This is a genomic window from Rhizobium sp. NFR03, from assembly GCF_900111275.1.
Lineage (GTDB): Bacteria > Pseudomonadota > Alphaproteobacteria > Rhizobiales > Rhizobiaceae > Ferranicluibacter.
Genome location: NZ_FOGR01000005.1, coordinates 60,192 through 83,334 on the forward strand (window position 1 = coordinate 60,192; position 23,143 = coordinate 83,334).

Genomic DNA, 23,143 nt, shown 5'->3' on the forward strand with positions numbered 1-23,143 from the left:
GAAGCGATCCGGGTATCTGCGTCGCCAGGTTGTGCGGCCTCGACCGGTAAATGCGGCGTCGGACGAACAGGAGTGACCGGATGGCCGGTTCCTGCTAGCGGATGTCGCGAAGCGGATGGACGGACAGTTCGCAAGCACGCTAGCTTGCAGCCTGCCGGACGATTGCGTCCGCGGCGATCTGCGAAGGCGAGAGGTGACCCCCATGAAGAGCTATGTGCTGACCGTCAGCTGCAAATCCACCCGCGGCATCGTGGCTGCCATTTCCGGGTATCTGACGACGCAAGGCTGCAATATCGTTGACAGTTCGCAGTTCGACGACCTTCAGACCGGCTTGTTCTTCATGCGGGTCAGCTTCATTTCCGAGGAGGGTGTCACCGAGACCGAGATCCAGGATGGGTTCGTGGCCATTGCCGAGACCTTCGCCATGACGTGGCAGATCCACGATTCCGCAAAGCGCATGAAGGTGCTGCTGATGGTGTCGCGTTTCGGACATTGTCTGAACGATCTTCTCTACCGCTGGAAGATCGGCGCGCTGCCGGTGGAGATCGTCGGCGTGGTGTCCAATCATTTCGAGTACCAGAAGGTCGTCGTCAATCACGACATTCCCTTCCATCACATCAAGGTGACGAAGGAGAACAAGGTCGAGGCCGAGGCGCGGCTGATGGAGATCGTCGAGCAGTCGAATGCGGAGCTGATCGTGCTGGCCCGATACATGCAGGTTCTCTCGGATGCCGTCTGCAAGAAGATGTCGGGCCGCATCATCAACATCCATCACTCGTTCCTGCCGAGCTTCAAGGGCGCGAACCCCTACAAGCAGGCCTACGAGCGCGGCGTGAAGCTCATCGGCGCGACGGCTCACTATGTCACCGAGGATCTCGATGAAGGCCCGATCATCGAGCAGGACATCGCCCGTATCACCCATGCGCAGTCGCCGGACGATTACGTCTCCATCGGACGCGACGTGGAAAGTCAGGTTCTCGCGCGCGCCGTGCATGCGCATATCCATCATCGGGTCTTCATGAACGGCAACCGCACCATCGTGTTTCCGGCAAGCCCCGGTTCCTACGCTTCCGAACGGATGGGCTGAGGCCCGGCGCCACGATCCCGGCTTGACAGGCATCCTCTCTTCACGCTCCCTTGCGCGCCGAGGGAGCGTGACGTTCGGGTTCCCGCCATTTGCTCGTTACGGATGACGCCATGGTCCAGACATCGCCGCCTCGGCCGGTCATACGGCTCGATTTGTCCGGCCCATCCGGGCCCGAGCGGCTAGGGCGCGGCAAGATCGCGCTTCTCGAGCATATCCGCGAGACCGGTTCGATCTCCGCTGCGGGCCGTGCCATGGACATGAGCTATCGTCGGGCCTGGCTGCTGGTCAGTGCCCTCAATGCAATGTTCGAAGAGGATTCCGTCACATCGCAGCGTGGCGGCAAGCAGGGCGGCGGTGCAATGGTGACGCCGTTCGGCGAAGCGCTGATCTCGCGGTTTCGGGCCATGGAGGAAAAGGCGCTCGCGGCTATGGCGGAGGATATCGTTTGGCTCGAGGCACATCGCGCCTCGTCTTGAGGCATGTCGTTTTCCAGATGCCGCTCCACACTTTCGGGCGACACGTTTTTCAAGGATCCAGCGCCACCGTCTTGATCACGGCATGGACCGTCATTCCGGGCGCAAGGCCCAGCATGTCGGCGGAGACGCTGGTGATGCGCGCGGTCAGCCGTGTAGCTGAGCAATCGACGGCGACATCGACCTGATCGTGACCGGCCGGCTCCATACTTGTGATGATCCCTTCAAGAATGTTCAGCGCGCTCAGACCTTCGGGCCTGCTCGTGGCGAGCATGATGTCGCGAGCAGCGATCCGCAGGCGCAGGTGCTGCCCGGGTCGTCGCGCGGTGCCGGCCAGCCAGAGCGTGAGGCTGCCGGCGGCAACCTTGACGATCCGGGGATCGGGTTGGTGTTGCGCAACCGTCGCCTCGATCACCGTTCCCGCCTCGCGGCGGCTGATTGCGCCGCTCGAACCGGGCAAGCTGAGCATCTCCGATGCGGTGCCGCTTGCGGTCAGGCGGCCGTTTTCGATCATCAGCACGCGATCGGCGAGCTGCGTCACCTCCGTGACGGAGTGGCTGACATAGAGGATGGGGATGTCCGTTTCGTCGCGCAGGCGCTGGAGATACGGCAGGATCTCGGCCTTGCGTGCCTCGTCCAGAGCGGCGAGCGGTTCATCCATCAGGAGCAGGCGCGGGCGTGCCAGAAGCGCCCGACCGATCGCCACGCGCTGCTTTTCACCGCCGGAGAGATGGGTTGTGGGACGAGCCAGCAGCGGTGCGATGCCGAGGAGATCGACGATGCGCTCGATGTCTCGTTCTCTCTCTTCGCGATTGTCAGGGGCTCTGGAAAACCAGCGGCCATAGAGCAGGTTCTGCCGCACGGTGAGGTGCGGAAACAGGCGCCCTTCCTGAAATACGGTCCCGAAGCGCCGGCGATGGGGCGGCGTGAAGGTTCGGCTGGCGGTGTCCAAGATCGTTTCGTCATCGAGCCGCACATGGCCTTCGTCCGGGCGGATCAGGCCGGCAAGGACGCGGATCAGCGAGGTCTTGCCCGAGCCCGAGCGCCCGAACAGTGCCGTGATGCCGCCATCGGTCGAGAAGCCTATGTCGAGCGAGAAGGCGTCGAGCCGGTGGCGCACGGAGACGTCGAGCGTCATGTGCCGGAAACCCTGCGTGAGGCGGCAGTGGCCAGCCATTCCGACAGCAGAAGCGCTGCCATGGAGATGATGACCGAGACGAGCGTCAGGCGAAGCGCGCCGCTATCGCCGCCCGGCACCTGCGTGAAAGTGTAGATCGCGGCCGACAGCGTCTGCGTCTCGCCGGGGATGTTGGAGACGAAGGTGATGGTGGCGCCGAACTCGCCCATGGCCTTGGCAAAGGAGAGGATCATGCCGGCGATGATGCCGGGAAGGATCAGCGGCAGTGTGATGGTGGCAAAGACCCAGACGGGGGACGCGCCGAGCGTGGCAGCGGCCTGCTCCAGCCGCCCGTCCACCGCCTCGATCGACAGGCGGATGCTGCGCACCATCAGGGGAAAGCCCATGATGGCGCAGGCGAGGGCCGCTCCTGTCCAGCGGAACGAAAAAACGAGGCCGGTATAGGTTTCAAGGAAGGCGCCGACGGGTCCGCGCCGGCCGAACAGGATGAGCAGCAGAAAACCGGTGACGACAGGCGGCAGAATCAGCGGCAGGTGCACGAGCCCGTTCAGCAGAGAGCGACCCCAGAACCGGCCGCGTGCGAGCGCCATCGCAGCCAGAAGCGCCAAAGGCAGGCTCGACAGCATGGCTACCGTCGAAACCTTCAGGCTCAACCGGATCGCCGTCCATTCCGCATCGCTGAGAGCCAGCCAGTCCAAAGTCGCCATGTCCTCCGCGCCGCCGGTGGCTCGAAATTCCCGTCCCTTATCGGACCCGGTCGAAGCCTTCTCCTATTTCGCGAGAACGGTAAAGCCCTCAGCCTCGAAGAGCTTTTTTGCCGTCGGCGAACGAACGAAATCAAGATAGGCAGTGGCGTCCGGATGCGTGCTTTCCGACAGGATTGCGACCGGGTAGACGATCGGCGGGTGCGAGGTCTCGGGGAAGGTTCCGACGATCTTTACCGAAGGATCGGCAGCGGCGTCCGTTTCGTACACGATGCCGAGCGGTGCCTCGCCCTTGGAGACGAGGAGGAGGGCGGCGCGGACGTTTTCCGCACCCGCGACATCCTTTTCCACCGACGACCAGACGCCGAGACTTTCGAGCGCCGCCTTGCCATACTTGCCGGCGGGCACCGCCTCCACGGCCCCCATGGCGAGTTTCCCACCGGCAAGCCGCGCCTTCAAGTCGAAGCCCTGGCGGATATCGACCGGCTTGGCGTCCGCTGCGGGTGCAATCAGAACGAGGCGATTGCCGAGAAGCGTTGATCGGCTGTCCTCGCGGATCAGCTTTTTCCCGGCGACGTCATCCATCCAGGCGAGATCGGCGGAGATGAAGATATCGGCCGGCGCGCCCGCCTCGATCTGCTTTGCCAGCGCAGAGCTTGCCGCATAGGAGGCGGTGACCGCATGCCCGGTCTTCTGCTGCCAGGCGTCGTTCACGGCATCGAGCGCGTTTTTGAGGCTCGCAGCGGCAAAGACCGTCACGTTATCGGCAGCCACGGCCGGGGTCGCCAGCGGCACAAGTGTGACCAGGAGAACCGCCAAGGCAGCCCGTGCTTTCGTCTTCAGTGTCTGGATAGGTGGCAGCATCGTGTCTCCGGCGTTCGAGATATCTTGTGGAATATAACGCTCGCCAGCCTATTGGCCAGCGATATGTTTGCAAAAATACATTGCGATGCGGGACTTGCGATGATGACGCGATGATCTATCGTTTGCCACGCGAGACACCGCTGAAAACAGGCATGGGACGGGCAGGATGGACGGAACGGTCAGGCTGGAGGAGAGCTGGAAACAGGCGCTTTCCAAGGAGTTCGACAGCGCCTACATGGGCACGCTCAAGAGCTTTCTTCAGGCGGAGAAGCAGGCGGGAAAGCAGATCTTCCCCAGGGGATCGGAATATTTCCGGGCGCTGGACCTGACGCCACTCGACAAGGTGCGCGTCGTCATCCTCGGGCAGGACCCCTATCATGGCGAGGGACAGGCGCATGGGTTATCCTTCAGCGTTCGGCCCGGCGTGCGCATTCCGCCATCGCTCGTCAATATCTACAAGGAACTCCAGAACGATCTCGGTATACCACCGGCACGCCATGGTTTTCTCGAACATTGGGCGGAGCAGGGCGTATTGCTTCTCAACAGCGTGCTGACGGTGGAGCGGGCACTGGCGGCGTCTCACCAGAAGCGGGGTTGGGAGACGTTCACCGACGCCATCATCCGCGCCGTCAACGACCAGCCGCAGCCGGTGGTGTTCATTCTCTGGGGATCCTACGCGCAGAAGAAGGCGGCATTCGTGGATCAGAGCCGGCACCTCGTGCTGCGCTCGGCACATCCTTCTCCGCTGTCGGCGCATAACGGCTTTTTCGGCACGGCCCCGTTTTCCAAGGCGAACGCCTTCCTTGAAGCCAATGGTCGGCCGCCGATCGACTGGGCGCTGCCGCCGCTCTGAAAGCCGGTGTTATGCCCGCGGGTGCGTGCCCGCGGCGCCGGCGCGGCGGGCGACGACGCTTTCGCGCCAGACGGTGAAGATGCCGGCGGCAACGACGATGACGGCACCGACGATCATGTTGATACTGAGCACCTCGCCGAAGACGGAGACACCGATGATGCTGGCAAAGACCAGCTGGAGATAGGTCAGAGGCTGCACCTCCGACGCGTCGAGATATTCGTAGGCCTTGATGAGGAAGAAGTGGCTCGACGTGCCGGTGACGCAGAGAAGCGCCATCCACAGCCAGTCGACGGGTGCGAACCACGTCCAGTAGAACGGTCCGATCAGCGTGATCGCCACGGCGCCGGCCGCACCTGTATAGAAGAAGCTTGTCATTGCCGTGTCTTCGCGGCTGACGAGGCGCGTGGTCACGACATAGAAGGCGAAGATCAGCGCGGATGAGACGGGAACGATCAGGAGAGAAAAGGATTCATCGCCGGCGGGATTCAGGATGACGATGACGCCAATAAGGCCGACGATGATCGCCGTCCAGCGACGCCAGCCGACGCGCTCGCCGAGGATGACGATCGAGAGGAGGGCGACGAAGATCGGCCCGACGGAAAAAATCGCCTGGGAATGGGCGAGGCCCACGCTGGCGAAGGAGGCGATGACGAGCACGATCTGGCTGACCAGCAGCAGTCCCCGCACGATCTGCAGGACAGGATGCTTCGTGGTCACCGCAGCCTTCAGCCCGCCACTCGACCGTGCCGCCAGGATAAGAACGAAGGCGGCGAAGGCCCAATAGCGAATCATGGTGATGAAGACGGGGGGATAGAGCCCGCCCATGTGCTTGGAGGTCGCATCCTGCAATGTGAAGATCAGGATCGCGACCAAGACGAAGAGATAGCCTTTGCGCTTGGATGTCATCAGTCGTCTTGCCGTGCTCGCCTCGACGACCATGTGGACGCGCTCAGGTCTTTTTTGCAAATGCCCGATCGGGCACGCTTGTCTCTACTGCATAATTCCGCGGACCGGTATCGGTTTCAGAATGAAATGATCCAGTACGTGTCAGTGCTGGATCAAAGGGGCATGGTGGGTGCGGAAAGGCGCCCTTTGAGCCGAGAGCGCCTGTTCGTCTCTCAGTCTTCCCGGAACGTCCGCTGCATCTGTTCGGTCAGCGGCTTGGCGAGATAGGAGATGACGGTGCGGTCGGCGATCTTGATGTAGGTCTCCGCCGGCATGCCCGGGTAGAGCGTGAGGCCTTTCAAAGCGGTGAGGCTCTCGGGCTTGGGACGGATGCGCAAGGGGTAATAGCTTGCGCCTGTGCGCTGGTCGGTCACCTGATCAGGCGCGATATTCGCAACCTCACCTTGGACCACGGGTGTCGTGCGCTGGTTGAAGGCGCTGAAACGGATCTCGACCGGCTGGCCGAGCGTGATCTGGTCGATATCGCTGGTGGCGATCCGGGCTTCGACCGTGAGCGTGTCCGTGGCGGGAACGACGAGCATCAGGACTTCGCCGGCATTGACGACACCATCGACCGTGTGAATGGCAAGCTGGGAGACGCGGCCCGATATCGGCGAGCGAATGTCCAGCCGCTTCAGCTGGTCGAGAGCCGCCACGCCGCGATCCTCGTACTCCGCGATGCGCGCTTCGACATCGGTCAGGTCCTTGGCGTTCTCGGTCCGGCGATCTTCATCCAGCTGGAGGATCTGCAAGTCGATCTCGCTCGATTTTCCCGCAGCCTGCGCACGAGCGGAGATACGGGCGCCGCGGTCGCCTTCCAGCTGGGCGCGGTCGCGCTTGAGGGCGGTCACGCGCTGCATGGAGACGAGGCCCTGGGCGTAGAGTTTGTCGACGCCTTCCAGTTCCTGACTGATGAGCTTCAAACTGTCGGCGATGGCGTTCAGCTGAACGGTCTGTCCCTCGATTTCGTCTTTCAGCTGGGCCTTTCGGGAGGCCAGCTGGTTTTTCATGCCGACCAGCGCGCTCCGGCGGCTGTCGAACAGGCGCCGCTCGCTGTCCTCGAAGCTTTCGGATGCCATATCCGTCGGCACGACCTGTGCGAGCTTCGGCACGGTGAAGGTCTTTTCTCCCGCCTGCTCGGCGAGGATCCGGGCGCGGCGGGCGTAAAGCTGGGCCAGCGTGTTCTGGACGATCGACAGGTTGGCACGCACGGTGGTGCCATCCAGACGTACCAGTACCTGTCCCGCCTCGACGGTTTCGCCCTCGCGCACATTCAGTTCGCCAACGATGCCGCCGGTCAGGTGCTGAATCTTCTTGACGTTGTTTTCAACGACGACGGTGCCTGAGGCGACGATGGCGCTCGAAAGCTCGGTCGTACCGGCCCATCCGCCGATGCCGCCGACAAGAACCACCGCCATGACGCCGACGGCGGTAATGTGGCGGGAGAGGGAGCGGCGCGACTGAGCCGGGCGCAACGGGGTTTCATGGGAGGTGGCGGACGAATCGCGCGTGCTCATGATGCGGTTTCCTGTCCATTGCCGACGGCTTTCAGCACGTGTGGCTGCGCCTGCAACTGGGTCTGCACATTCGGCTGGAACGCCTGTGCAGCGGCGGCACGCGGCGGCTCGCGGCGCAGGATCTGCGCCAGAACATCGTCCTTCGGCCCGAACGCCTGCATGCGGCCTTCGTTCATCATCAGCACGAGATCGACGCTTGCAAGTGCGCTCGGGCGATGGGCGACGACGATGACGATGCCGCCGCGGGCGCGCACGCTGAGGATGGCTTCGCTCAACGCCTGCTCGCCTTCGGCGTCGAGATTGGAGTTTGGCTCGTCGAGAACGACGAGGAAGGGCTCGCCATAGAGAGCGCGGGCAAGAGCGACACGCTGGCGCTGCCCGGCCGAGAGGGATGAGCCGCCATCGCCGATCTCGGTTTCGTAGCCGTTCGGCAGTTTGAGGATGAGGTCGTTGACGCGGGCAGCCTTGGCCGCCTCGACGATCGCGCCGGGTGCTGCGTCTTCCTCGAAGCGCGCGATATTCTGCGCCACCGTGCCGGAGAACAGCTCGACGTCCTGGGGCAGGTAGCCGATATGCTTGCCCAGACGGTCGCTGTCCCACTGGTCGAGTGCGGCACCGTCGAGCCGCACAGCGCCGCGCAGGGTTGGCCAGATGCCGATCAGCGCGCGGGCGAGCGAGGACTTGCCGGAAGCGCTTGGCCCGATGATGCCGAGCGCGCTGCCGCTCTTCAGCGTGAAGGTGACATCCGTGAAGGTCAGGCGCTGGACGCCGGGCGGTCCGCCGGCAATGCCTTCGGCCGTCAGCTTTTCGCGCGGCACCGGGAGTTCCAGCGGCGCATCGCGCTCGGGAAGCGCGGTCAGGAGTTCGCCCAGACGTTTCCAGCTCTGCCGTGCGGCGACGAAGGAGCGCCAGTTGCCGATCGCCAGTTCCACCGGCGCCAGCGCCCGGGCGGTGAGGATCGACCCTGCGATGATGATGCCGGGCGAGGCCAGTCCCTCGATGACGAGCACCGCGCCGGTGGCCAGAACCGCCGACTGGAGGATCATGCGCGAGACCTTGGACAGAGCGCCGTAGCCGTTCGAGACATCGGAATTGACGAGGTTATGGTGCCGATAGGCATCGTTGCGCTCGCCCCAGAGCGTGGACATGCGGCCGAGCATGCCCATGGACTGCATGACCTCGGCATTGCGCTGCGACGCCTGGGCGAAGGCATTGCGCAGGTTACCGGTTTCCGATGCCTTCTTGGAGGGGCCTTGCGTTCCCCGGTTGGTGAGGAATGTGATGGCGATGAGGATCAGCGAGCCGATGACCGAGACGATGCCGATGACGGGGTGGAACAGGAAGCAGATGCCGATGTAAAAGGGGAGCCAGGGAAGGTCGAAGAAGGCGGCCGGACCTGCGCCCGAAAGGAAAGCGCGGACCTGATCGAAATCCCGTAGCGGCTGCAGGCCATCGCCGGCCGTGCGCAACTTCAGCGGCTGGCGGACGACGGTGCGGTAGATCCGCCCGGTCATCGCCTCGTCGAGAGCGCCGGCGATGCGCACCAGCATGCGGCCACGGATCCACTCGAACGCACCCTGGAAGGCATAGAGCATGAGCGCGAGAATGCAGAGCGCGATGAGGGTGGGGATGCTGCGGCTCGGAAGGACGCGGTCATAGACCTCGAGCATGAAGAACGAGCCGGTGAGGTAGAGCACGTTGACGAGCGCGCTGGCAACGCCGACGCCGATGAAGGCGCCCTTACAGTCCCGCAGTGCCTGTGCCGGCTCCGCGCCTGAATGTCTGGTCTTTGTCATCGTAACCCCGCGCGCCCGCCGTCGCCTGCCATCCCGAACGTCGAGCCACCGGTTCCGGTCGATCCCGCCCTTGCAGATGCGGGCACATTAGAGAAGATGGTGTCAATTTTTTATCACCGAACCGGCATTTTCGATTTTATTTTAGCGTTTCCCGTTTCTTTGCGCCAAGGGCTATAGGACGGGCCCCTGTCGCAGGCCCAGCGGCGAAACGAAGGTGCTCTGCGTGAACGTGCCTTGAAGGAGAAACCATGCGACGGATTCTGGTGATCGGCATCGGCACGGGTGATCCCGACCATCTGACCCTCGAAGCCATCAAGGCGATCGGCGAGGCAAATGTCATCTTCGTGCCGACGAAGGGCGAGGACAAGGCCGAGCTTGCCGATGTCCGTCGCAGCATGATCGCCCTGCATGGGGCGGGCGCGGCAAGGCTCGTAGATTTCGCCGTGCCGCGCCGACAAACGGACGGCATCGGCTATCGTCAGGGCGTCGATCTCTGGCATGCCGAGATTGCCGATATCCACGAGCGGTTGTTTCTCGACCATCTGGCGGACGGAGAGACGGGGGCTTTTCTCGTCTGGGGCGATCCCATGCTCTACGACAGCACGATCCGTCTTCTGGAGCGCGTGCGGGACGGCGGGCGCGTTGCCTTCGAGATGTCCGTGCTGCCGGGCATCACCAGCATACAGCTGCTCGCGGCCCGCCATCGTATTCCCATCAACGGCATCGGGCAGCCGGTGACGATCACGCCCGGCCGCCGCCTGTCCGAGATTTTTCCGCAGACGGCCCAGTCGGTCGTGGTGATGCTGGATGGCGAAGAGGCGTTTCTGGCGGTCGAGGACCTTGAGACCGAGATTTTCTGGGGCGCCTATCTCGGCCTGCCGCAGGAGATCACGATCGCAGGGCGTCTTGGCGCTGTGCGCGAGACGATCGTAGCAATGCGCGCGCAGGCGCGTGCGCGGCACGGCTGGATCATGGACGTCTATCTCCTGCGCACGCCTGCGACATAGACGAGATGCGTTTAAGCCGTGATTTGCACCCTCGTGACCGCATGCTGTATGACGGCTGATCGAGGGGCGCTGACATGACGATGGCCGGGACTGCAATGCGCGGTAATGAGGGGACAATAAGGGCGATGGGTCCGACACCGGCGTTGCGCCGTGGTGCCTGCCCCACCTTGGCAGCCCCCATGCAGACCGGCGATGGCCTGCTCGCGCGGCTGCGGCCGGCGTCTGGATCTTTCACGGCGGATGCGTTTCTGGCTCTTCTGGATGCAGCGGAAACGTTCGGCACCGGCAGGCTCGATATCACGGCGCGGGGCAACCTGCAGATCCGGGGTCTGCGGACGGCAAGCGTTGCGCCCTTGTCGACAGCCGTTCACCGTGCGGGCATCGTCCCGTGCGAGGGCATTGCCGTGGAAATGCCGCCGCTTGCCGGGCTGGACCCGTCCGAAGTGGCCGATCCGCGCCCGCTCGCGCGAAAGCTTGCCGAAAGGATCGCCGGCAGCGGCCTCGACCTTGCGCCGAAGCTGGCCGTCATCGTCGATGGCGGTGGGAGGCTGCATCTCGATGGTGTTGCGGCCGATATCAAGCTAGTGGCGGGAGCGACCGATTCCACGCTCCTTTGGCATTTGCTCGTGGCGGGGAAGCAGACAGGCGTTTGCGGTACAGAAGACGAGATGATCGAAGCGGCGATGTCGGTGGTCGCGGATATCGCTGCCTATGGTTCCGCTGCACGGGCGCGCGATCTTCCAGTGGAGCATCTGCCTCCCGGTTCTTCATTGCTGGCATACCGGGAGGTGTCACTGTCCCCCGTTGGCCGGTTCGACCTCGGTGCGTCGGTCGTGCTCGGTATCGCACCTGCGTTCGGGCAGATGGCAGCCCATGTCGTCCGGCCGTTGATCCTTGCCGCCGTGGCGGAGGGCGTATCCGCGGTGCGGCTCGCGCCCGGTCGCGCATTTTTGCTCGTCGGTCCTGCCGGTTGGAACACCTCGGCGATTGTTTCTCTTGCCGCATCGCTCGGCTTCGTCGTCCATGCAGGTGATCCCGCTTTGCGCATCGATGCCTGTGCCGGTCAGGTCGGCTGTGCCTCGGGACGCATCGATACGCATGCGGTGGCGAGCCACCTGATCGCTCACGCGCCGGCGCTGATGGATGGGTCGCTCGACCTGCATGTCTCCGGCTGCGCCAAGGGCTGCGCACGCCCGCGCGTCGCGGATCTCACGCTGGTCGCCATGTCCTGCGACGGCCAGCCTGGGCTCGGCATCGTCCTCGGCGGACGTGCCGGAGACCGTCCGGTTGCGACAAAGCGGCTGGAAGACGGCGCTTCCGCTATCACGGCGCTTGGCCAACGGGTTGCAGAGACGGTAGAGAAGGGCGAATCGGCTGCCGCCTGCCTTCAACGGCTGGGACCGGCGCGGATCGCCGCCGCGTTTTCAGCGGCACGCTTCAACGGGATTGACCATGCCGGCTTATGACTACATCCGTGATGGCGACGCCATCTACGAACGCTCCTTCGCCATCATCCGGGCGGAGACCGACCTGTCGCGGTTCTCGCCGGAGGAGGCCGATGTAGCCGTGCGCATGGTCCATGCCTGCGGGCTGGTGGAAGCTGCCCGCGACTTCGTGTTCTCGCCCGGCTTCGTCTCGGCTGCACGCACGGCCCTTTCCGGCGGCGCGCCGATCCTCTGCGATGCCTTCATGGTGGTGAACGGTGTGACACGCGCCCGGCTGACGGCGGGAAACGACGTGATCTGCACCCTGCGCGAGCCGGAAACGCCAGCACTGGCCCGCGAGATCGGCAATACCCGGTCTGCCGCCGCATTGCGGCTGTGGGGCGAGCGAATGGGCGGCGCTGTGGTTGCCATAGGGAACGCGCCAACAGCACTTTTCTACCTCCTTGAGATGCTGCGCGACGGCGCACCGAAGCCGGCGGCGATTCTCGGTATGCCGGTGGGATTCGTCGGCGCGGCGGAATCCAAGGATGCCCTTGCCGAACATTCCTATGGCGTGCCCTTCGCCATCGTCCGCGGCCGGCTGGGCGGCAGTGCAATCACCGCCGCTGCCATCAACGCGCTCGCGAGGCCGGGCCTGTGAGAGCGACGGTGACCGGAGATCTGGAGACAGTGGAACTGAGCGTCGGGGGTGTGGCGCTTGCAGGCGTGACGGCCGGGCGGCTGATCGGCGTCGGCGCCGGGCCGGGCGATCCGGAACTGCTGACGCTCAAGGCGGTGCGGGCGCTCGCCGAGGCCGATGTGCTCGCCTATTTCGCAAAGGCCGGCCGGCGCGGCAACGGACGAACCATCCTCGATGGGCTCGGCAAGGCGGATGGCATTGCCAGCCTTTTTGCGCCGGGACAGATGGAGGGCATCCTGAAGCCCGGGCGCATCGAACTGCCGCTCTATTATCCCGTCACCGTCGAGATCGACAAGGAACACGACGACTACAAGGGCCAGATCACCGCTTTCTACGATGCTTCCGCTGCCAGCGTTGCTGCGCATCTGGATGCCGGGCGGACGGTCGCGATCCTCAGCGAGGGCGATCCGATGTTCTACGGCTCCTACATGCACCTGCATGTGCGGCTGGCCGGGCGCTACGCCGCCGAAGTCGTGCCGGGCGTGACGGCGATGTCGGGCTGCTGGTCGCTCGCAGGCCTGCCGATCGTGCAGGGAGACGATGTGCTGTCCGTTCTTCCGGGCACCATGGACGAGACCGAACTCTGCCGCAGGCTCGGCGATACGCAAGCGGCCGTGATCATGAAGGTCGGGCGCAATCTGCCGAAAATCCGACGCGCGCTCGCCGCTTCGGGCAAGCTCGACAACGCTGTCTATGTCGAGCGCGGCACGATGGCGAATGCCGCGATGACGCCGCTCGCGGATAAGCTGACCGACGAGGCGCCGTATTTCTCGCTGGTGCTCGTGCCCGGCTGGAGCGGTCGCATCGTGGATGGCGCCATATGAGCGGCCGACTGACCATTGTCGGCACGGGACCGGGCGATCCGCGCCAGACGACGCCCGAGGCGCTGGAGGCGATCGATGCTGCCAGCCATTTCTTCGGTTACGGACCATATCTCGACCGCCTGTCGCTGCGCTCCGATCAGGTGCGTGTCGCCTCCGACAATCGCGAGGAACTGGATCGTGCCAAAGCGGCGCTGACGCATGCCGCAGAGGGCGCAGACGTCTGCGTCGTCTCCGGCGGAGATCCCGGCGTCTTTGCGATGGCGGCTGCCGTCTGCGAGGCGATCGACCATGGACCGGCCCTCTGGCGCGACATCGACGTCCGCGTGACGCCCGGCGTGACGGCCATGCTGGCGGTCGCAGCGCGGATCGGCGCGCCGCTCGGGCACGACTTCTGCGCCATATCGCTCTCTGACAACCTGAAGCCGTGGGAGATCATCATCCGCCGGCTGGCGCTCGTTGCAGAGGCAGGGCTCGTCATCGCGCTCTACAATCCCATCAGCAAGGCGCGGCCATGGCAGCTCGGTGCCGCCTTCGACGTGTTGCGGCCGATCCTGCCGGCGCAAACGCCCGTGATCTTCGGTCGCGCCGCTGGCCGGCCGGACGAGCGCATGCGCGTGATGCCGCTTGCCGAGGCCGATGCCGGTATGGCTGATATGGCGACCTGCGTCATTATCGGCTCGCCGGAAACACGGGTCATCGCCCGGCCCGGTCGTGGGGATCTGGTCTATACGCCGCGTTTCCTGCCCGGAGCGAGCACGTGATCGATGCGAGCCAGCGCCTCCTCCACCGTGCCGACCGTGGGCAGGGGAGCTTCGGGCGCGCGTTCGACGAGAACGACCGGAATGTGCAGCGCTCTGGCCGCAGCGATCTTGCCATAGGTGGCGCTGCCGCCGCTGTTCTTGGCAACGATGCAGTCGATGCGATGCGTGATCAGCAGGGCATGCTCATCCGCTTCGCTGAACGGACCTGTCGCGAGGATGTAACGGACATCCGGCAGGGTCAGCGGCGGCTCGACGGGATCGACGCTGCGCACAAGATAGGCATGCTGGGGCGCCTCCTCGAACAGCGCCGCTTCCTGCCGGCCGATGGCCAGGAGAACATGGCGCGGCGTATCGCCCAGCGCCGCGACGGCCTCTTGCATGCTCGTAACGCAGGTCCAGAGGTCGCCCGGCTGGCGCTTCCAAGGCGGACGGCGAAGGGCAAAGGCGGGGATGCCGGTTTCCAAGGCTGCCTTGGCGGCATTGTCCGTAATACGGGTCGCGAAGGGGTGCGTGGCATCGATGAGAAGATCGAAACCGTCGGCCCTCAGCGTCTGCGCAAGGCCTTCGGCGCCGCCAAAGCCGCCGATGCGGGTGGGCACAGGCTGCGCCATCGGCGCGCGGGTGCGGCCGGCCAGCGACAGCATCACGCGATGCGTTGTGTTTGCCAAGGCATCGGCCAGCATGCGGGCTTCCGTGGTGCCGCCGAGAATGAGGATATGATGGCCCATGCGTGACGGCGAAAACGCTTCCCTGACAACGGAACCCTGGCTGACGATCGTCGGCCTTGGAGAAGACGGTCTAGCGGGTCTCGGCGAGGAGGCCAAGCAGGCGATCTCCAATGCACGCCTCGTCTTTGGCGGCACGCGGCATCTGGCGCTTGCCGCGCCGCTGATCACGGGGGAAAGCTGCCCCTGGTCGAGCCCGTTCGAGACCGCCATCGATGTGGTGGTGGCGATGGCCGGCATGCCGGTCGTGGTGCTCGCCTCGGGCGATCCGTTCTTCTTCGGCGTCGGGGTCACCCTGTCGCGTCGTATCGACCCGTCCCAGATGCGCGTCCTGCCTGCTCCCTCGGCTTTCAGCCTTGCGGCGGCGCGGCTCGGATGGGCGCTGCAGGATGTCGTCTGCCTGTCGCTGCACGGCCGACCGCTCGACCTTCTCCGCCCGCATCTGCATGGCGGAACCCGGATCCTCGCGCTGACATCGGATGGGGAGGGGCCGGCGGCCGTTGCCGCCCTGATGCGCGACACCGGCTTCGGCGCCTCCGCCTTCACGGTGCTCGAAGCGATGGGCGGGCCGCAGGAACGGATCAGCTTTCACACAGCGAACGGGTTTGACCTTGCCGCCTGCCACTCCCTCAATGTCTGCGCCATCGAGGTGGTCGCGGGTCAGCAAGCACGGGTTCTTGGCCTGACGCCCGGGCTTGACGACGACCTGTTCGAGCATGACGGGCAGATCACCAAGCGGGAGGTTCGGGCTCTGACACTTTCGGCCCTGTCTCCGCGACGTGGAGAATGCCTGTGGGATATCGGCGCGGGGGCCGGGTCCATCGCGATCGAATGGATGCTCGCCGATCCCTCGTTGCGTGCCGTCGCCATCGAGGCGCATCCGGAGCGCGCAGCGCGGATCGGCCGCAATGCCCGCGCCTTTGGCGTGCCGGAATTGCGTATCGTCGAGGGCGTCGTGCCGCACGCGCTCGCAGATCTTGGCCGGGAGCCCAGGCCCGATGCGATTTTCGTCGGTGGCGGCGGCAGCGAGGCCGGCGTCATGGATGCGGCGCTCGACGCATTGCGGCCCGGCGGACGGCTGGTCGCCAATGCGGTGACGACGGAGATGGAAGCCGTGCTGCTCGCCTCTCGCGCCGCCCATGGCGGAAGCTTGACGCGGATCGACATTGCCCGTGCGTCGCCTGTCGGCGCAATGACCGGCTGGCGACCTGCCATGCCGGTAACCCAATGGGTCTGGATCAAGCCCGCACTGACCGGGCCGGACGATGTTTCGGAAGACGACATGGGTATCGATGTGGGGAAAACGCGGGGAGAGCTGGCATGACCGTTCATTTCATCGGTGCCGGTCCGGGGGCTGCGGACCTTATCACCGTGCGCGGGCGTGATCTGATCGCAGCCTCGCCGGTCTGCCTTTTTGCCGGGTCCATCGTCTCCCGCGATCTGCTTGCCTATTGCCCACCGGGCGCCCGCATCGTGGATACCGCTCCTTTGTCTCTGGATGAAATCGAAGCGGAATATGTGCGGGCGGAGGCTGCTGGCGAGGATGTCGCGCGGCTGCATTCCGGCGATCTCTCCGTCTGGAGCGCCGTGGCGGAGCAGGTGCGACGGCTGGAGGCACGGGGAATTGCCTATACGATGACCCCCGGGGTCCCGGCTTTCGCAGCGGCGGCGGCAGCGCTCGGCCGCGAGCTGACCTTGCCGGCGCTCGCGCAAAGCCTCGTGCTGACGCGCGTTTCCGGTCGCGCCTCGCCGATGCCGAATGCGGAAACGCTGGCGAATTTCGGTGCGACGGGTGCGACGCTCGCCATCCACCTCGCCATTCATGCGCTGCCGCAGATCGTTGCCGAGTTGACGCCGCTCTATGGTGCGGACTGCCCGGTCGCCATCGTCGTCAAGGCATCATGGCCGGACGAGCGTGTCGTGCGCGGGACGCTTGAGGATATCGAGGCGCTGGTGGCGGAAAGCCCGATCGAGCGGACGGCGTTGATCTTCGTCGGGCGCACGCTCACGGCTGACGGATTCCGCGAGAGCGCGCTCTACGATGCGGGCTACCAGCGCCGGTTTCGCGGGCGCGACGGGCTTTAGAGATCGATACCCGGATCGGCTTTCGCGGTTTCCGTCTTGCGCGGGACGTCCGTGCTCTTTTCCGCGCGATCACGATAGAGCGCGGACTGGCCGAGCAGCATGAGCGTGACCGGTGTCGTGATGATCATGAAGACCACGATGAGAACTTCATGCACGATCCAGCGGTTTTGCAGGACGGCGAAGGTGAGCATCGAGGACATGGCGATCAGCAGGACGCCGCCGCTGGTGCAGAGCGTCGGCGCGTGCAGGCGCTCGTAGAAGCTCTGGAAGCGAACGAGACCGATGGCGCCGGCCAGCGTGATGGCGGAGCCCGACAGGAGCAGCAGGCAGACCGGGATGGCGGCCCAGACCGGCAGATCGACCAGGAACGTCATTCGATCACCTCGCCACGCATCAGGAACTTGGCAAAGGCGATGCTGGAGACGAAGCCGAGCAGCGCAATCGTCAGTGCGGCTTCAAAGTAAAGCACGTTGGATGTGCGTATACCGAACGTCAGCAGCAGCAGCATGCCGGTGATATAGACCGTGTCGAGCCCGAGAATGCGATCCTGCGCGCGCGGCCCTTTGGCAACGCGGTAGAGCGCGCAGACCATGGCAAGGCCGATCATGATCTGAGAGATCAGCACAGACCAGATGATGAGAAGTTCGGTCATTCGAAGATCTCCTTGAGAAGCCGCTCGTAACGGTTGGTGACGATGGACTGCCAGTCCTTTCCATCAGCCGTGTCGAGCACGTGAATGAGGAGCATGCGGGTCTGGCGGTCATATTCGAGCCAGGCGGTGCCAGGCGTTGTCGTGAGGATGCAGGCGAGCAGCGCCAAGGCGTTGTCGTCCCTCAGCGTCAGTTCCACCATGACGAAGGCGGATTGGACGGGTGGCTTGCGACGCGACAGGACCGCGCCGAGAACGGCGACGTTGGATTGCGCGATATCCTTGATCACGGAGGCCGCCAGTCGCAGCGCGGCACCCGGACGACGCAGGCGCGATTTGCTCGGCTCCAGATTGACCATGGCCCAGGAGAGGGACACGGACAGGATGGTGCCCAGCAGGATCTGCCCCGGCGATACCGACTGGTTGACGAGGAGCCAGAAACCGAGAAGCAGGAGCGACAGAAGCGGATAGGGGAACCAGTAGCGCATCAGGACCCCCCATGGGAAACGACCGGCACCGCATCGCGTACGCTGCCGATGTAGACCTGCGGCTGGGACAGGACCGTCGCCGTATCCTGGAGATAGCGCAGCGCATGGCCGGACTGGAGCGTCAGGAAACCGCAGGCGGCAAGGAGCACCAGCACCGGCGTGATCTCGATGAGCCGGACGCGTGGCACGGTGCCCTCGATCGAGTTCCAGAATGTGCGGATGCCGACCCGGTTGAGCGCGATCAGCGCGGCAAGGCCGGAGAGGATGAGAAGGGCCACGAAGGTCCACTGCGCGCCCGTGATGGGCGCGTTTTGACCAAGACCTTCAAAGAGGCCGTGGAGGATCGCGAACTTGGCGACGAAACCCGATAGAGGCGGCAGACCGGCCATCAACATGGTGCAGGCGACGAAGCAGACGCCGAGCACGGCCATGGTGCCGGGCACGGCAGCGCCGACCTCTTTTTCGGCCTCATCATCATCGCTGTCGCCATAGGCTTCGATGGTCACCGCAAGGACGTCGGCACCGGCGTCTCTGGCGCGTTCCACAAGATCGATCAGCAGAAAGAAGGCGCAGATGGCGAGCGTGGAGGAGATCAGGTAGAAGAGCGTGCCGGGAATGACGCCCGTGATGCCGAGGCCGATGGCGGCCATCAGCGAGCCGGACGAGATCAGCACGTAGTAGCTCGCCAGTCGGCCCATTGCCTGCGACGCCATGACGCCGATCGTGCCGAAGGTGACGGTGAGCAGGCCGCCATAGAGAAGCACGCCCTGGCCGAAACCTGCGGAGATGCCGGCCTCTCTTCCGAAAAGAAGAAGCGAAAGGCGAAGCAGGATATAGACGCCGACCTTGGTGAGGATTGCAAACATCGCCGCCACCGGCGGCGTGGCCGCGGAATAGGCCTGCGGCAGCCAGAAGCCGAGCGGCCACATGCCGGCCTTCACGAGGAAGGCAACGCCGAGAACGGCAGCGCCGGCTTCCATCAGCATGCGGTTCTCGGCGCTCAGATCGGCAATGCGCAGAGCGAGATCGGCCATGTTAAGCGTGCCGGAGGCTCCGTAGATCAGGCTGACACCGATGAGGAACAGCGATGACGCCGCGAGGTTGATAGCGATGTAATGCAGGCCCGCCTTGACGCGGATGGGGCCGGACCCGTGCAGCATGAGGCCATAGGATGCGGCCAGCATGATTTCGAAAAAGACGAACAGATTGAAGAGATCGCCCGTCAGAAACGCGCCGTTGACCCCGACCAGCATGAACTGGAACAGCGTGTGGAAGTGTGGCCCGGCCTTGTGCCAGCGGGCCATGGAGAACATCTGTGCGCAAAGCGCCATCAGCGTCGTCAGCGTGATCATCATCGCCGAAAGGCGATCGACGACGAGGACGATACCATAGGGGGCAGCCCAGTTGCCGAGCTGGTAGACGAGGGAGCCATTGTCCTGCGCCGTGGCAGACGCGATCATCAGGGCGGTGCCCGTCAGCAGCAGGACGAGCGACGCTCCGAAGCTCAGCGCACCCTTCAGCGCTCTCTGGCGGTCGTCGATCGGGATGAGAACCGCTGCGGTGACGAAGGGCAGGAGGATCGGCAGGATGATCAGGTGTCCGAGCCAGCTCATCGCTCTTCCCTCCCGTCCACATGGTCGTTGCCCGTAAAGCCGCGCGAGGCGAGCAGCACCACGAGGAAAAGCGCCGTCATGGCAAAGCCGATGACGATGGCGGTGAGCACCAGCGCCTGCGGCAGCGGATCGGTATGGGTGAGGAAGCCGCCGGCGACGCCCTTTTCGAGCACGGGCGGCGCGTTGAGCCGCAGGCGGCCCATGCCGAAGATGAAGAGGTTGACCGCATAGGACAGAAGCGCCAGCCCGACGACGACCTGATAGGTTCTCGGCCGGAAGAGGAGCCAGATGCCCGAGCCGGCGAAGACGCCGATGCCGGCGGAAAGAACGAGTTCCATCAGCTCTTCTCCTTTCCGGACAGTTTGACGCTCCGCATATGGGCGCGGGGGGAGCGGACGGACTGGTGGGCGAGCGCGATGAGAATCAGCACGGTGGCGCCGGTGACGAGCGAGAACACGCCGAGGTCGAACAGGATGGCACTCGCGAGCGGCATTTCCCCGATCAGCGGCAGGTCGGCATAGCGCGAATGCGTGGTGAGGAAGGGATATCCAAACATCCACGACCCCAGCCCCGTGGCGGTGGAGACCAGAAGGCCGACGCTCATCCAGCGCAGCGGATGGATGCGCAGGCGTTCTTCCACCCAGCGGGTGCCGCTGCTCATATATTGCAGGATGAAGGCGATGGAGAGCGCGATGCCCGCTGCAAAGCCGCCGCCCGGCAGATCGTGACCGCGGAAGAACAGGAAGGCCGCGAACATGCCGATGACGGGGAAGAGCCAGCGCATGATGACCGAGGGGATGTGCAGATATTCCGCCACGCTCTCGCCCGTCTCGCGCTCGGGATGGCGCGCATCGAACGCATTCTGGACGCGCTGCTGTTCCGGACGCTCGAGGCTTTCGGCTGCCGGGCGGAAGCGCAGCAGCAGCGAGAACACGGTGAGCGCGACAATGGCGAGAACCGCGATTTCGCCGAACGTATCGAACCCGCGGAAATCGACGAGGATCACATTGACCACATTGGTGCCGCCGCCTTCGGAATAGGCGCGCTCCAGGAAGTAGCTGGAGATCGTCTCCGGCATCGGCCGCGTCATGACCGTGTAGGAGATCAGCATCAAGCCGACCCCTGCCGTGACCGCGACCACGAGATCGCGAAGACGGCGCATGCGCACGCCGACGGACATGGCGTCGGCATCGGCTTTCTCGAAGCGCTTGGGCAGCCAGCGCAGGCCGAGAAGAATGAGAACCGTGGTGACGATTTCGACCAGAAGCTGGGTGACGGCGAGATCCGGAGCCGACAACCAGACAAAGGTGATGCAGGTGACGAGGCCGGCGCCACCGAGAAGCACGAGGGCAGCCAGGCGGTGGAACTTCGCCTGATAGGCCGCGCCGATGGCGCAGGCCATGCCGATCAGCCAGAGAATGGCAAAGACCGGATCGATGTTGCGGAAAGCGAAATCGGCAGGCTGGAACCGCCCCCACAGGAGGGGAGTCGCCGTCGCCATGATCGCTGCGAAAACGAGGATGCGCATCTGCGGCTGAAGACGCCGTGTGCCGGCCTTCATCTCCACCATGCGCGCCCATTTCCAGGAAATGGTGACGAGGATACGCTCGAAAATACGCTGGCCCTGCAGCCTGCGGAAATAAGGTGGGCCCTCGACGCTGGTGGCGAGATACGGACGCATGACCACGTAGAGCAGGATGCCGGCCACGAGCGCAAAGAGGCTCATGAAGAAGGGCAGGTTCCAGCCATGCCAGACGGCGAGACTATAGGCCGGTGTCGCATCGCGCAGCACGGAGACCACGGCGGTGTGGAGCAATGGCCCGATGGTCAGGCTTGGCACGATGCCGATCACGAGGCAGGCGAGCACGAGAAAGCCGATCGGCGCGATCATCCAGTGCGGCGGCTCGTGCGGCTCGCTCGGCAGGTCGTGCGGCTTGGGGCCAAAGAAGACGGTATAGATGAAGCGCAGCGAATAGGTGACGGCAAAGAGGCTTGCCAGCGTCGCCACATAGGGCGTCAGCGTATCGAGCAGATTGACCCGGTGCGTCTCGATGGCTTCCGCAAAGAACATTTCCTTGGAGAGGAAGCCGTTGAGCAGCGGCACGCCGGCCATGGAGGCACTCGCCACCATGGCGAGCGTGGCGGTTATCGGCATGTATTTGAAGAGCCCGCTCAGGCGCCGCATGTCCCGCGTTCCGGTCTCGTGGTCGATGATACCGGCGGCCATGAAGAGCGATGCCTTGAAGGTCGCGTGGTTCAGGGTGTGGAAGATCGCGGCAACGGCGGCCAGCGGACTGCCGAGGCTGAGGAGAACGGTGATGAGGCCAAGATGGCTGATGGTGGAATAGGCGAGCAGGCCTTTGAGATCCTGCTGGAAGATGGCGAAGTAGGCGCTCAGCAGCAGCGTCGACAGACCGGCGAGGCCGACGAGCCAGAACCACGCATCCGTGCCCGCCATGACCGGCCAGAACCGGGTGAGGAGGAAGACGCCGGCTTTGACCAGCGTGGCCGAATGGAGGAAGGCCGAGACAGGCGTGGGGGCCGCCATGGCCTGTGGCAACCAGAAGTGGAACGGAAACTGCGCGCTCTTGGTCAACGCACCCATGAGCACCAGCACGAGAATCGGCACGTAGAGCGGATGGTTGCGGATCGTATCGCCGGAGGCGAGCACCACGTCGAGATCGTAGCTGCCGACGACATGGCCGATCAGAAGCAGACCCACGAAAAGGCAGAGCCCGCCGGTGCCGGTCACGGTCAGCGCCATGCGGGCGCCATCGCGGGCATTGGCGTTGTGATACCAGTAGCCGATCAGCAGGAAGGAGATGATGCTGGTCAGCTCCCAGAAGATCGAGAGAAGAATGAGATTACCGGAGAGCACGAGGCCGAGCATGGCGCCCATGAAGGCGAGGAACATGGAGAAGAAGCGCGGAACCGGGTCTTCGGCCGACATGTAGTAGCGCGCATAGACCACGACGAGCAGCGCGATCGCGCTGATCAAGGCGGAGAACAGCCAGGAAAAGCCATCCATGCGCAGCGTGAAGTTCAAGCCGAACTGCGGGATCCAGGCGATATCGGTGCGTAGCACGCGGCCTTCGATGACGAAGACGTAGAGGGACGTGGTGATCGCGAGACACAGGAAGGCAATGGAGCCGGAAAGCCAGGCCGCCAGCGTGCTGCGGTCGCTCGGCAGGCTGATGGCGATGAGGCTCCCCACGAAAGGCGTCAGCACGAGCAAGAGCAGCAGGGTTTGCGCGATCTCTATGGTCATTTCCCCAGTTTGGTCGTTACCATGGCAGGTTCCTCGTGCCGGCCGCTGCGCAGGATAGCGGCGGACGAAGGCTTCGGGGCCGAGCGGCATGAAGGATCGGCGCCAGCGGACGCTGCGCAACACGCCGGAAATTTATGCCGGTATTCCGCCGCGATGCCAACCCGCGAAAGTGGCAAATAGACACCCCTCGTCGCTTTTCCAGTTTGCCTCATAAACATCATG

Annotated in this window: 23 protein-coding genes; 10 read left to right on the top strand and 13 right to left on the bottom strand. The window is 64.4% G+C overall.

What is annotated here, in order from left to right; genetic code table 11:
* The first annotated feature begins 202 nt into the window (after positions 1-202).
* Complete coding sequence (gene purU / locus BSG19_RS16640) at positions 203-1,087, top strand: formyltetrahydrofolate deformylase (protein ID WP_092989172.1); 885 nt, start codon at positions 203-205, stop codon at positions 1,085-1,087.
* A gap of 110 nt (positions 1,088-1,197) precedes the next feature.
* Positions 1,198-1,563 carry a winged helix-turn-helix domain-containing protein gene (locus tag BSG19_RS16645; protein ID WP_092989173.1) on the top strand — a complete coding sequence of 122 codons (366 nt, stop codon included), beginning with the start codon at positions 1,198-1,200 and terminating at the stop codon, positions 1,561-1,563.
* 49 nt (positions 1,564-1,612) lie between these two features.
* On the opposite strand, the gene modC is transcribed toward BSG19_RS16645, so the two are convergent.
* The 3 genes from modC to modA all read right to left on the bottom strand — a co-directional run bounded on the left by modC (position 1,613) and on the right by modA (position 4,266).
* On the bottom strand, positions 1,613-2,698 hold the full coding sequence (gene modC, locus BSG19_RS16650) for a molybdenum ABC transporter ATP-binding protein (protein ID WP_092989174.1): 1,086 nt from the start codon (positions 2,696-2,698) through the stop codon (positions 1,613-1,615).
* Positions 2,695-3,405, bottom strand: coding sequence for a molybdate ABC transporter permease subunit (modB, locus tag BSG19_RS16655; RefSeq protein ID WP_170866020.1), 711 nt, complete (start codon positions 3,403-3,405; stop codon positions 2,695-2,697). Before modB ends, modC begins: the two co-directional genes overlap by 4 nt.
* A 63-nt stretch (positions 3,406-3,468) precedes the next feature.
* Positions 3,469-4,266, bottom strand: coding sequence for a molybdate ABC transporter substrate-binding protein (gene modA, locus BSG19_RS16660; RefSeq protein WP_092989176.1), 798 nt, complete (start codon positions 4,264-4,266; stop codon positions 3,469-3,471).
* A gap of 166 nt (positions 4,267-4,432) precedes the next feature.
* Here modA and ung point away from each other — a divergent pair, with 166 nt between their 5' ends.
* Positions 4,433-5,119, top strand: a complete 687-nt coding sequence (gene ung, locus BSG19_RS16665; RefSeq protein WP_092989177.1) for a uracil-DNA glycosylase — start codon at positions 4,433-4,435, stop codon at positions 5,117-5,119.
* A gap of 9 nt (positions 5,120-5,128) precedes the next feature.
* Here ung and BSG19_RS16670 read toward each other — a convergent pair whose 3' ends face one another.
* The 3 genes from BSG19_RS16670 to BSG19_RS16680 all read right to left on the bottom strand — a co-directional run bounded on the left by BSG19_RS16670 (position 5,129) and on the right by BSG19_RS16680 (position 9,377).
* Positions 5,129-6,025 (bottom strand): DMT family transporter, encoded by an 897-nt coding sequence (locus BSG19_RS16670; RefSeq protein WP_092989447.1) that lies wholly within the window; start codon positions 6,023-6,025, stop codon positions 5,129-5,131.
* Positions 6,026-6,237: 212 nt separating this feature from the next.
* Entirely contained in the window at positions 6,238-7,581 is a 1,344-nt protein-coding gene (locus BSG19_RS16675) for an HlyD family type I secretion periplasmic adaptor subunit (protein WP_092989178.1), read from the bottom strand.
* Entirely contained in the window at positions 7,578-9,377 is a 1,800-nt protein-coding gene (locus tag BSG19_RS16680; protein WP_092989179.1) for a type I secretion system permease/ATPase, read from the bottom strand. Before BSG19_RS16680 ends, BSG19_RS16675 begins: the two co-directional genes overlap by 4 nt.
* A 248-nt stretch (positions 9,378-9,625) precedes the next feature.
* On the opposite strand from BSG19_RS16680, the gene cobF reads away from it, so the two are divergent.
* From cobF to BSG19_RS16705, 5 genes are all read left to right on the top strand, one after another.
* Positions 9,626-10,384 (top strand): precorrin-6A synthase (deacetylating), encoded by a 759-nt coding sequence (cobF, locus tag BSG19_RS16685; protein WP_092989180.1) that lies wholly within the window; start codon positions 9,626-9,628, stop codon positions 10,382-10,384.
* A gap of 125 nt (positions 10,385-10,509) precedes the next feature.
* Entirely contained in the window at positions 10,510-11,850 is a 1,341-nt protein-coding gene (cobG, locus tag BSG19_RS16690; RefSeq protein WP_170866021.1) for a precorrin-3B synthase, read from the top strand.
* The gene (locus BSG19_RS16695; protein ID WP_092989182.1) at positions 11,837-12,469 is read left to right on the top strand and encodes a precorrin-8X methylmutase; all 633 of its coding nucleotides are present in this window, start codon (positions 11,837-11,839) and stop codon (positions 12,467-12,469) included. Before cobG ends, BSG19_RS16695 begins: the two co-directional genes overlap by 14 nt.
* Positions 12,470-12,519: 50 nt before the next feature.
* Complete coding sequence (locus BSG19_RS16700) at positions 12,520-13,332, top strand: precorrin-2 C(20)-methyltransferase (RefSeq protein ID WP_092989448.1); 813 nt, start codon at positions 12,520-12,522, stop codon at positions 13,330-13,332.
* The gene (locus BSG19_RS16705; RefSeq protein WP_092989183.1) at positions 13,329-14,093 is read left to right on the top strand and encodes a precorrin-3B C(17)-methyltransferase; all 765 of its coding nucleotides are present in this window, start codon (positions 13,329-13,331) and stop codon (positions 14,091-14,093) included. Before BSG19_RS16700 ends, BSG19_RS16705 begins: the two co-directional genes overlap by 4 nt.
* Here BSG19_RS16705 and BSG19_RS16710 read toward each other — a convergent pair.
* Positions 14,057-14,821 carry a cobalt-precorrin-6A reductase gene (locus tag BSG19_RS16710; RefSeq protein ID WP_092989184.1) on the bottom strand — a complete coding sequence of 255 codons (765 nt, stop codon included), beginning with the start codon at positions 14,819-14,821 and terminating at the stop codon, positions 14,057-14,059. The genes BSG19_RS16705 and BSG19_RS16710 overlap by 37 nt on opposite strands.
* On the opposite strand from BSG19_RS16710, the gene cbiE reads away from it, so the two are divergent.
* Positions 14,820-16,142: a precorrin-6y C5,15-methyltransferase (decarboxylating) subunit CbiE gene (gene cbiE, locus BSG19_RS16715; protein ID WP_092989185.1), complete on the top strand. Its 1,323-nt coding sequence runs from the start codon at positions 14,820-14,822 to the stop codon at positions 16,140-16,142. The genes BSG19_RS16710 and cbiE overlap by 2 nt on opposite strands.
* The gene (cobM, locus tag BSG19_RS16720; RefSeq protein WP_092989186.1) at positions 16,139-16,903 is read left to right on the top strand and encodes a precorrin-4 C(11)-methyltransferase; all 765 of its coding nucleotides are present in this window, start codon (positions 16,139-16,141) and stop codon (positions 16,901-16,903) included. The genes cbiE and cobM overlap by 4 nt, the downstream gene beginning before the upstream one ends.
* Here the strand turns inward: cobM and mnhG are convergent.
* The 6 genes from mnhG to BSG19_RS16750 are packed head-to-tail and all read right to left on the bottom strand — an operon-like array spanning position 16,900 to position 22,921.
* Complete coding sequence (gene mnhG, locus BSG19_RS16725; RefSeq protein ID WP_092989187.1) at positions 16,900-17,277, bottom strand: monovalent cation/H(+) antiporter subunit G; 378 nt, start codon at positions 17,275-17,277, stop codon at positions 16,900-16,902. The genes cobM and mnhG overlap by 4 nt on opposite strands.
* Positions 17,274-17,555 carry a K+/H+ antiporter subunit F gene (locus tag BSG19_RS16730; protein WP_092989188.1) on the bottom strand — a complete coding sequence of 94 codons (282 nt, stop codon included), beginning with the start codon at positions 17,553-17,555 and terminating at the stop codon, positions 17,274-17,276. Before BSG19_RS16730 ends, mnhG begins: the two co-directional genes overlap by 4 nt.
* Positions 17,552-18,040 (bottom strand): Na+/H+ antiporter subunit E, encoded by a 489-nt coding sequence (locus BSG19_RS16735; protein ID WP_092989189.1) that lies wholly within the window; start codon positions 18,038-18,040, stop codon positions 17,552-17,554. The genes BSG19_RS16730 and BSG19_RS16735 overlap by 4 nt, the downstream gene beginning before the upstream one ends.
* Positions 18,040-19,653 carry a monovalent cation/H+ antiporter subunit D gene (locus BSG19_RS16740; protein WP_092989190.1) on the bottom strand — a complete coding sequence of 538 codons (1,614 nt, stop codon included), beginning with the start codon at positions 19,651-19,653 and terminating at the stop codon, positions 18,040-18,042. Before BSG19_RS16740 ends, BSG19_RS16735 begins: the two co-directional genes overlap by 1 nt.
* Positions 19,650-19,991 carry a Na+/H+ antiporter subunit C gene (locus tag BSG19_RS16745; RefSeq protein WP_092930522.1) on the bottom strand — a complete coding sequence of 114 codons (342 nt, stop codon included), beginning with the start codon at positions 19,989-19,991 and terminating at the stop codon, positions 19,650-19,652. The genes BSG19_RS16740 and BSG19_RS16745 overlap by 4 nt, the downstream gene beginning before the upstream one ends.
* On the bottom strand, positions 19,991-22,921 hold the full coding sequence (locus BSG19_RS16750; RefSeq protein ID WP_244529296.1) for a monovalent cation/H+ antiporter subunit A: 2,931 nt from the start codon (positions 22,919-22,921) through the stop codon (positions 19,991-19,993). The genes BSG19_RS16745 and BSG19_RS16750 overlap by 1 nt, the downstream gene beginning before the upstream one ends.
* Positions 22,922-23,143 lie beyond the last annotated feature (222 nt).

Bases quoted from the DNA above. Each gene is read 5' to 3' on its own strand.
- BSG19_RS16695 (WP_092989182.1), top strand. From the start codon at position 11,837: ATGCCGGCTTATGACTACATCCGTGATGGCGACGCCATCTACGAACGC.
- BSG19_RS16740 (WP_092989190.1), bottom strand. From the start codon at position 19,653: ATGAGCTGGCTCGGACACCTGATCATCCTGCCGATCCTCCTGCCCTTC.
- purU (WP_092989172.1), top strand. From the start codon at position 203: ATGAAGAGCTATGTGCTGACCGTCAGCTGCAAATCCACCCGCGGCATC.
- cobF (WP_092989180.1), top strand. From the start codon at position 9,626: ATGCGACGGATTCTGGTGATCGGCATCGGCACGGGTGATCCCGACCAT.
- modA (WP_092989176.1), bottom strand. From the start codon at position 4,266: ATGCTGCCACCTATCCAGACACTGAAGACGAAAGCACGGGCTGCCTTG.
- BSG19_RS16670 (WP_092989447.1), bottom strand. From the start codon at position 6,025: ATGACATCCAAGCGCAAAGGCTATCTCTTCGTCTTGGTCGCGATCCTG.
- cobG (WP_170866021.1), top strand. From the start codon at position 10,510: ATGGGTCCGACACCGGCGTTGCGCCGTGGTGCCTGCCCCACCTTGGCA.
- BSG19_RS16750 (WP_244529296.1), bottom strand. From the start codon at position 22,921: ATGACCATAGAGATCGCGCAAACCCTGCTGCTCTTGCTCGTGCTGACG.
- BSG19_RS16645 (WP_092989173.1), top strand. From the start codon at position 1,198: ATGGTCCAGACATCGCCGCCTCGGCCGGTCATACGGCTCGATTTGTCC.
- BSG19_RS16710 (WP_092989184.1), bottom strand. From the start codon at position 14,821: ATGGGCCATCATATCCTCATTCTCGGCGGCACCACGGAAGCCCGCATG.
- BSG19_RS16680 (WP_092989179.1), bottom strand. From the start codon at position 9,377: ATGACAAAGACCAGACATTCAGGCGCGGAGCCGGCACAGGCACTGCGG.
- BSG19_RS16705 (WP_092989183.1), top strand. From the start codon at position 13,329: ATGAGCGGCCGACTGACCATTGTCGGCACGGGACCGGGCGATCCGCGC.
- BSG19_RS16675 (WP_092989178.1), bottom strand. From the start codon at position 7,581: ATGAGCACGCGCGATTCGTCCGCCACCTCCCATGAAACCCCGTTGCGC.
- cbiE (WP_092989185.1), top strand. From the start codon at position 14,820: ATGCGTGACGGCGAAAACGCTTCCCTGACAACGGAACCCTGGCTGACG.
- BSG19_RS16735 (WP_092989189.1), bottom strand. From the start codon at position 18,040: ATGCGCTACTGGTTCCCCTATCCGCTTCTGTCGCTCCTGCTTCTCGGT.
- BSG19_RS16730 (WP_092989188.1), bottom strand. From the start codon at position 17,555: ATGACCGAACTTCTCATCATCTGGTCTGTGCTGATCTCTCAGATCATG.
- ung (WP_092989177.1), top strand. From the start codon at position 4,433: ATGGACGGAACGGTCAGGCTGGAGGAGAGCTGGAAACAGGCGCTTTCC.
- cobM (WP_092989186.1), top strand. From the start codon at position 16,139: ATGACCGTTCATTTCATCGGTGCCGGTCCGGGGGCTGCGGACCTTATC.
- modC (WP_092989174.1), bottom strand. From the start codon at position 2,698: ATGACGCTCGACGTCTCCGTGCGCCACCGGCTCGACGCCTTCTCGCTC.
- modB (WP_170866020.1), bottom strand. From the start codon at position 3,405: ATGGCGACTTTGGACTGGCTGGCTCTCAGCGATGCGGAATGGACGGCG.
- BSG19_RS16745 (WP_092930522.1), bottom strand. From the start codon at position 19,991: ATGGAACTCGTTCTTTCCGCCGGCATCGGCGTCTTCGCCGGCTCGGGC.
- mnhG (WP_092989187.1), bottom strand. From the start codon at position 17,277: ATGACGTTCCTGGTCGATCTGCCGGTCTGGGCCGCCATCCCGGTCTGC.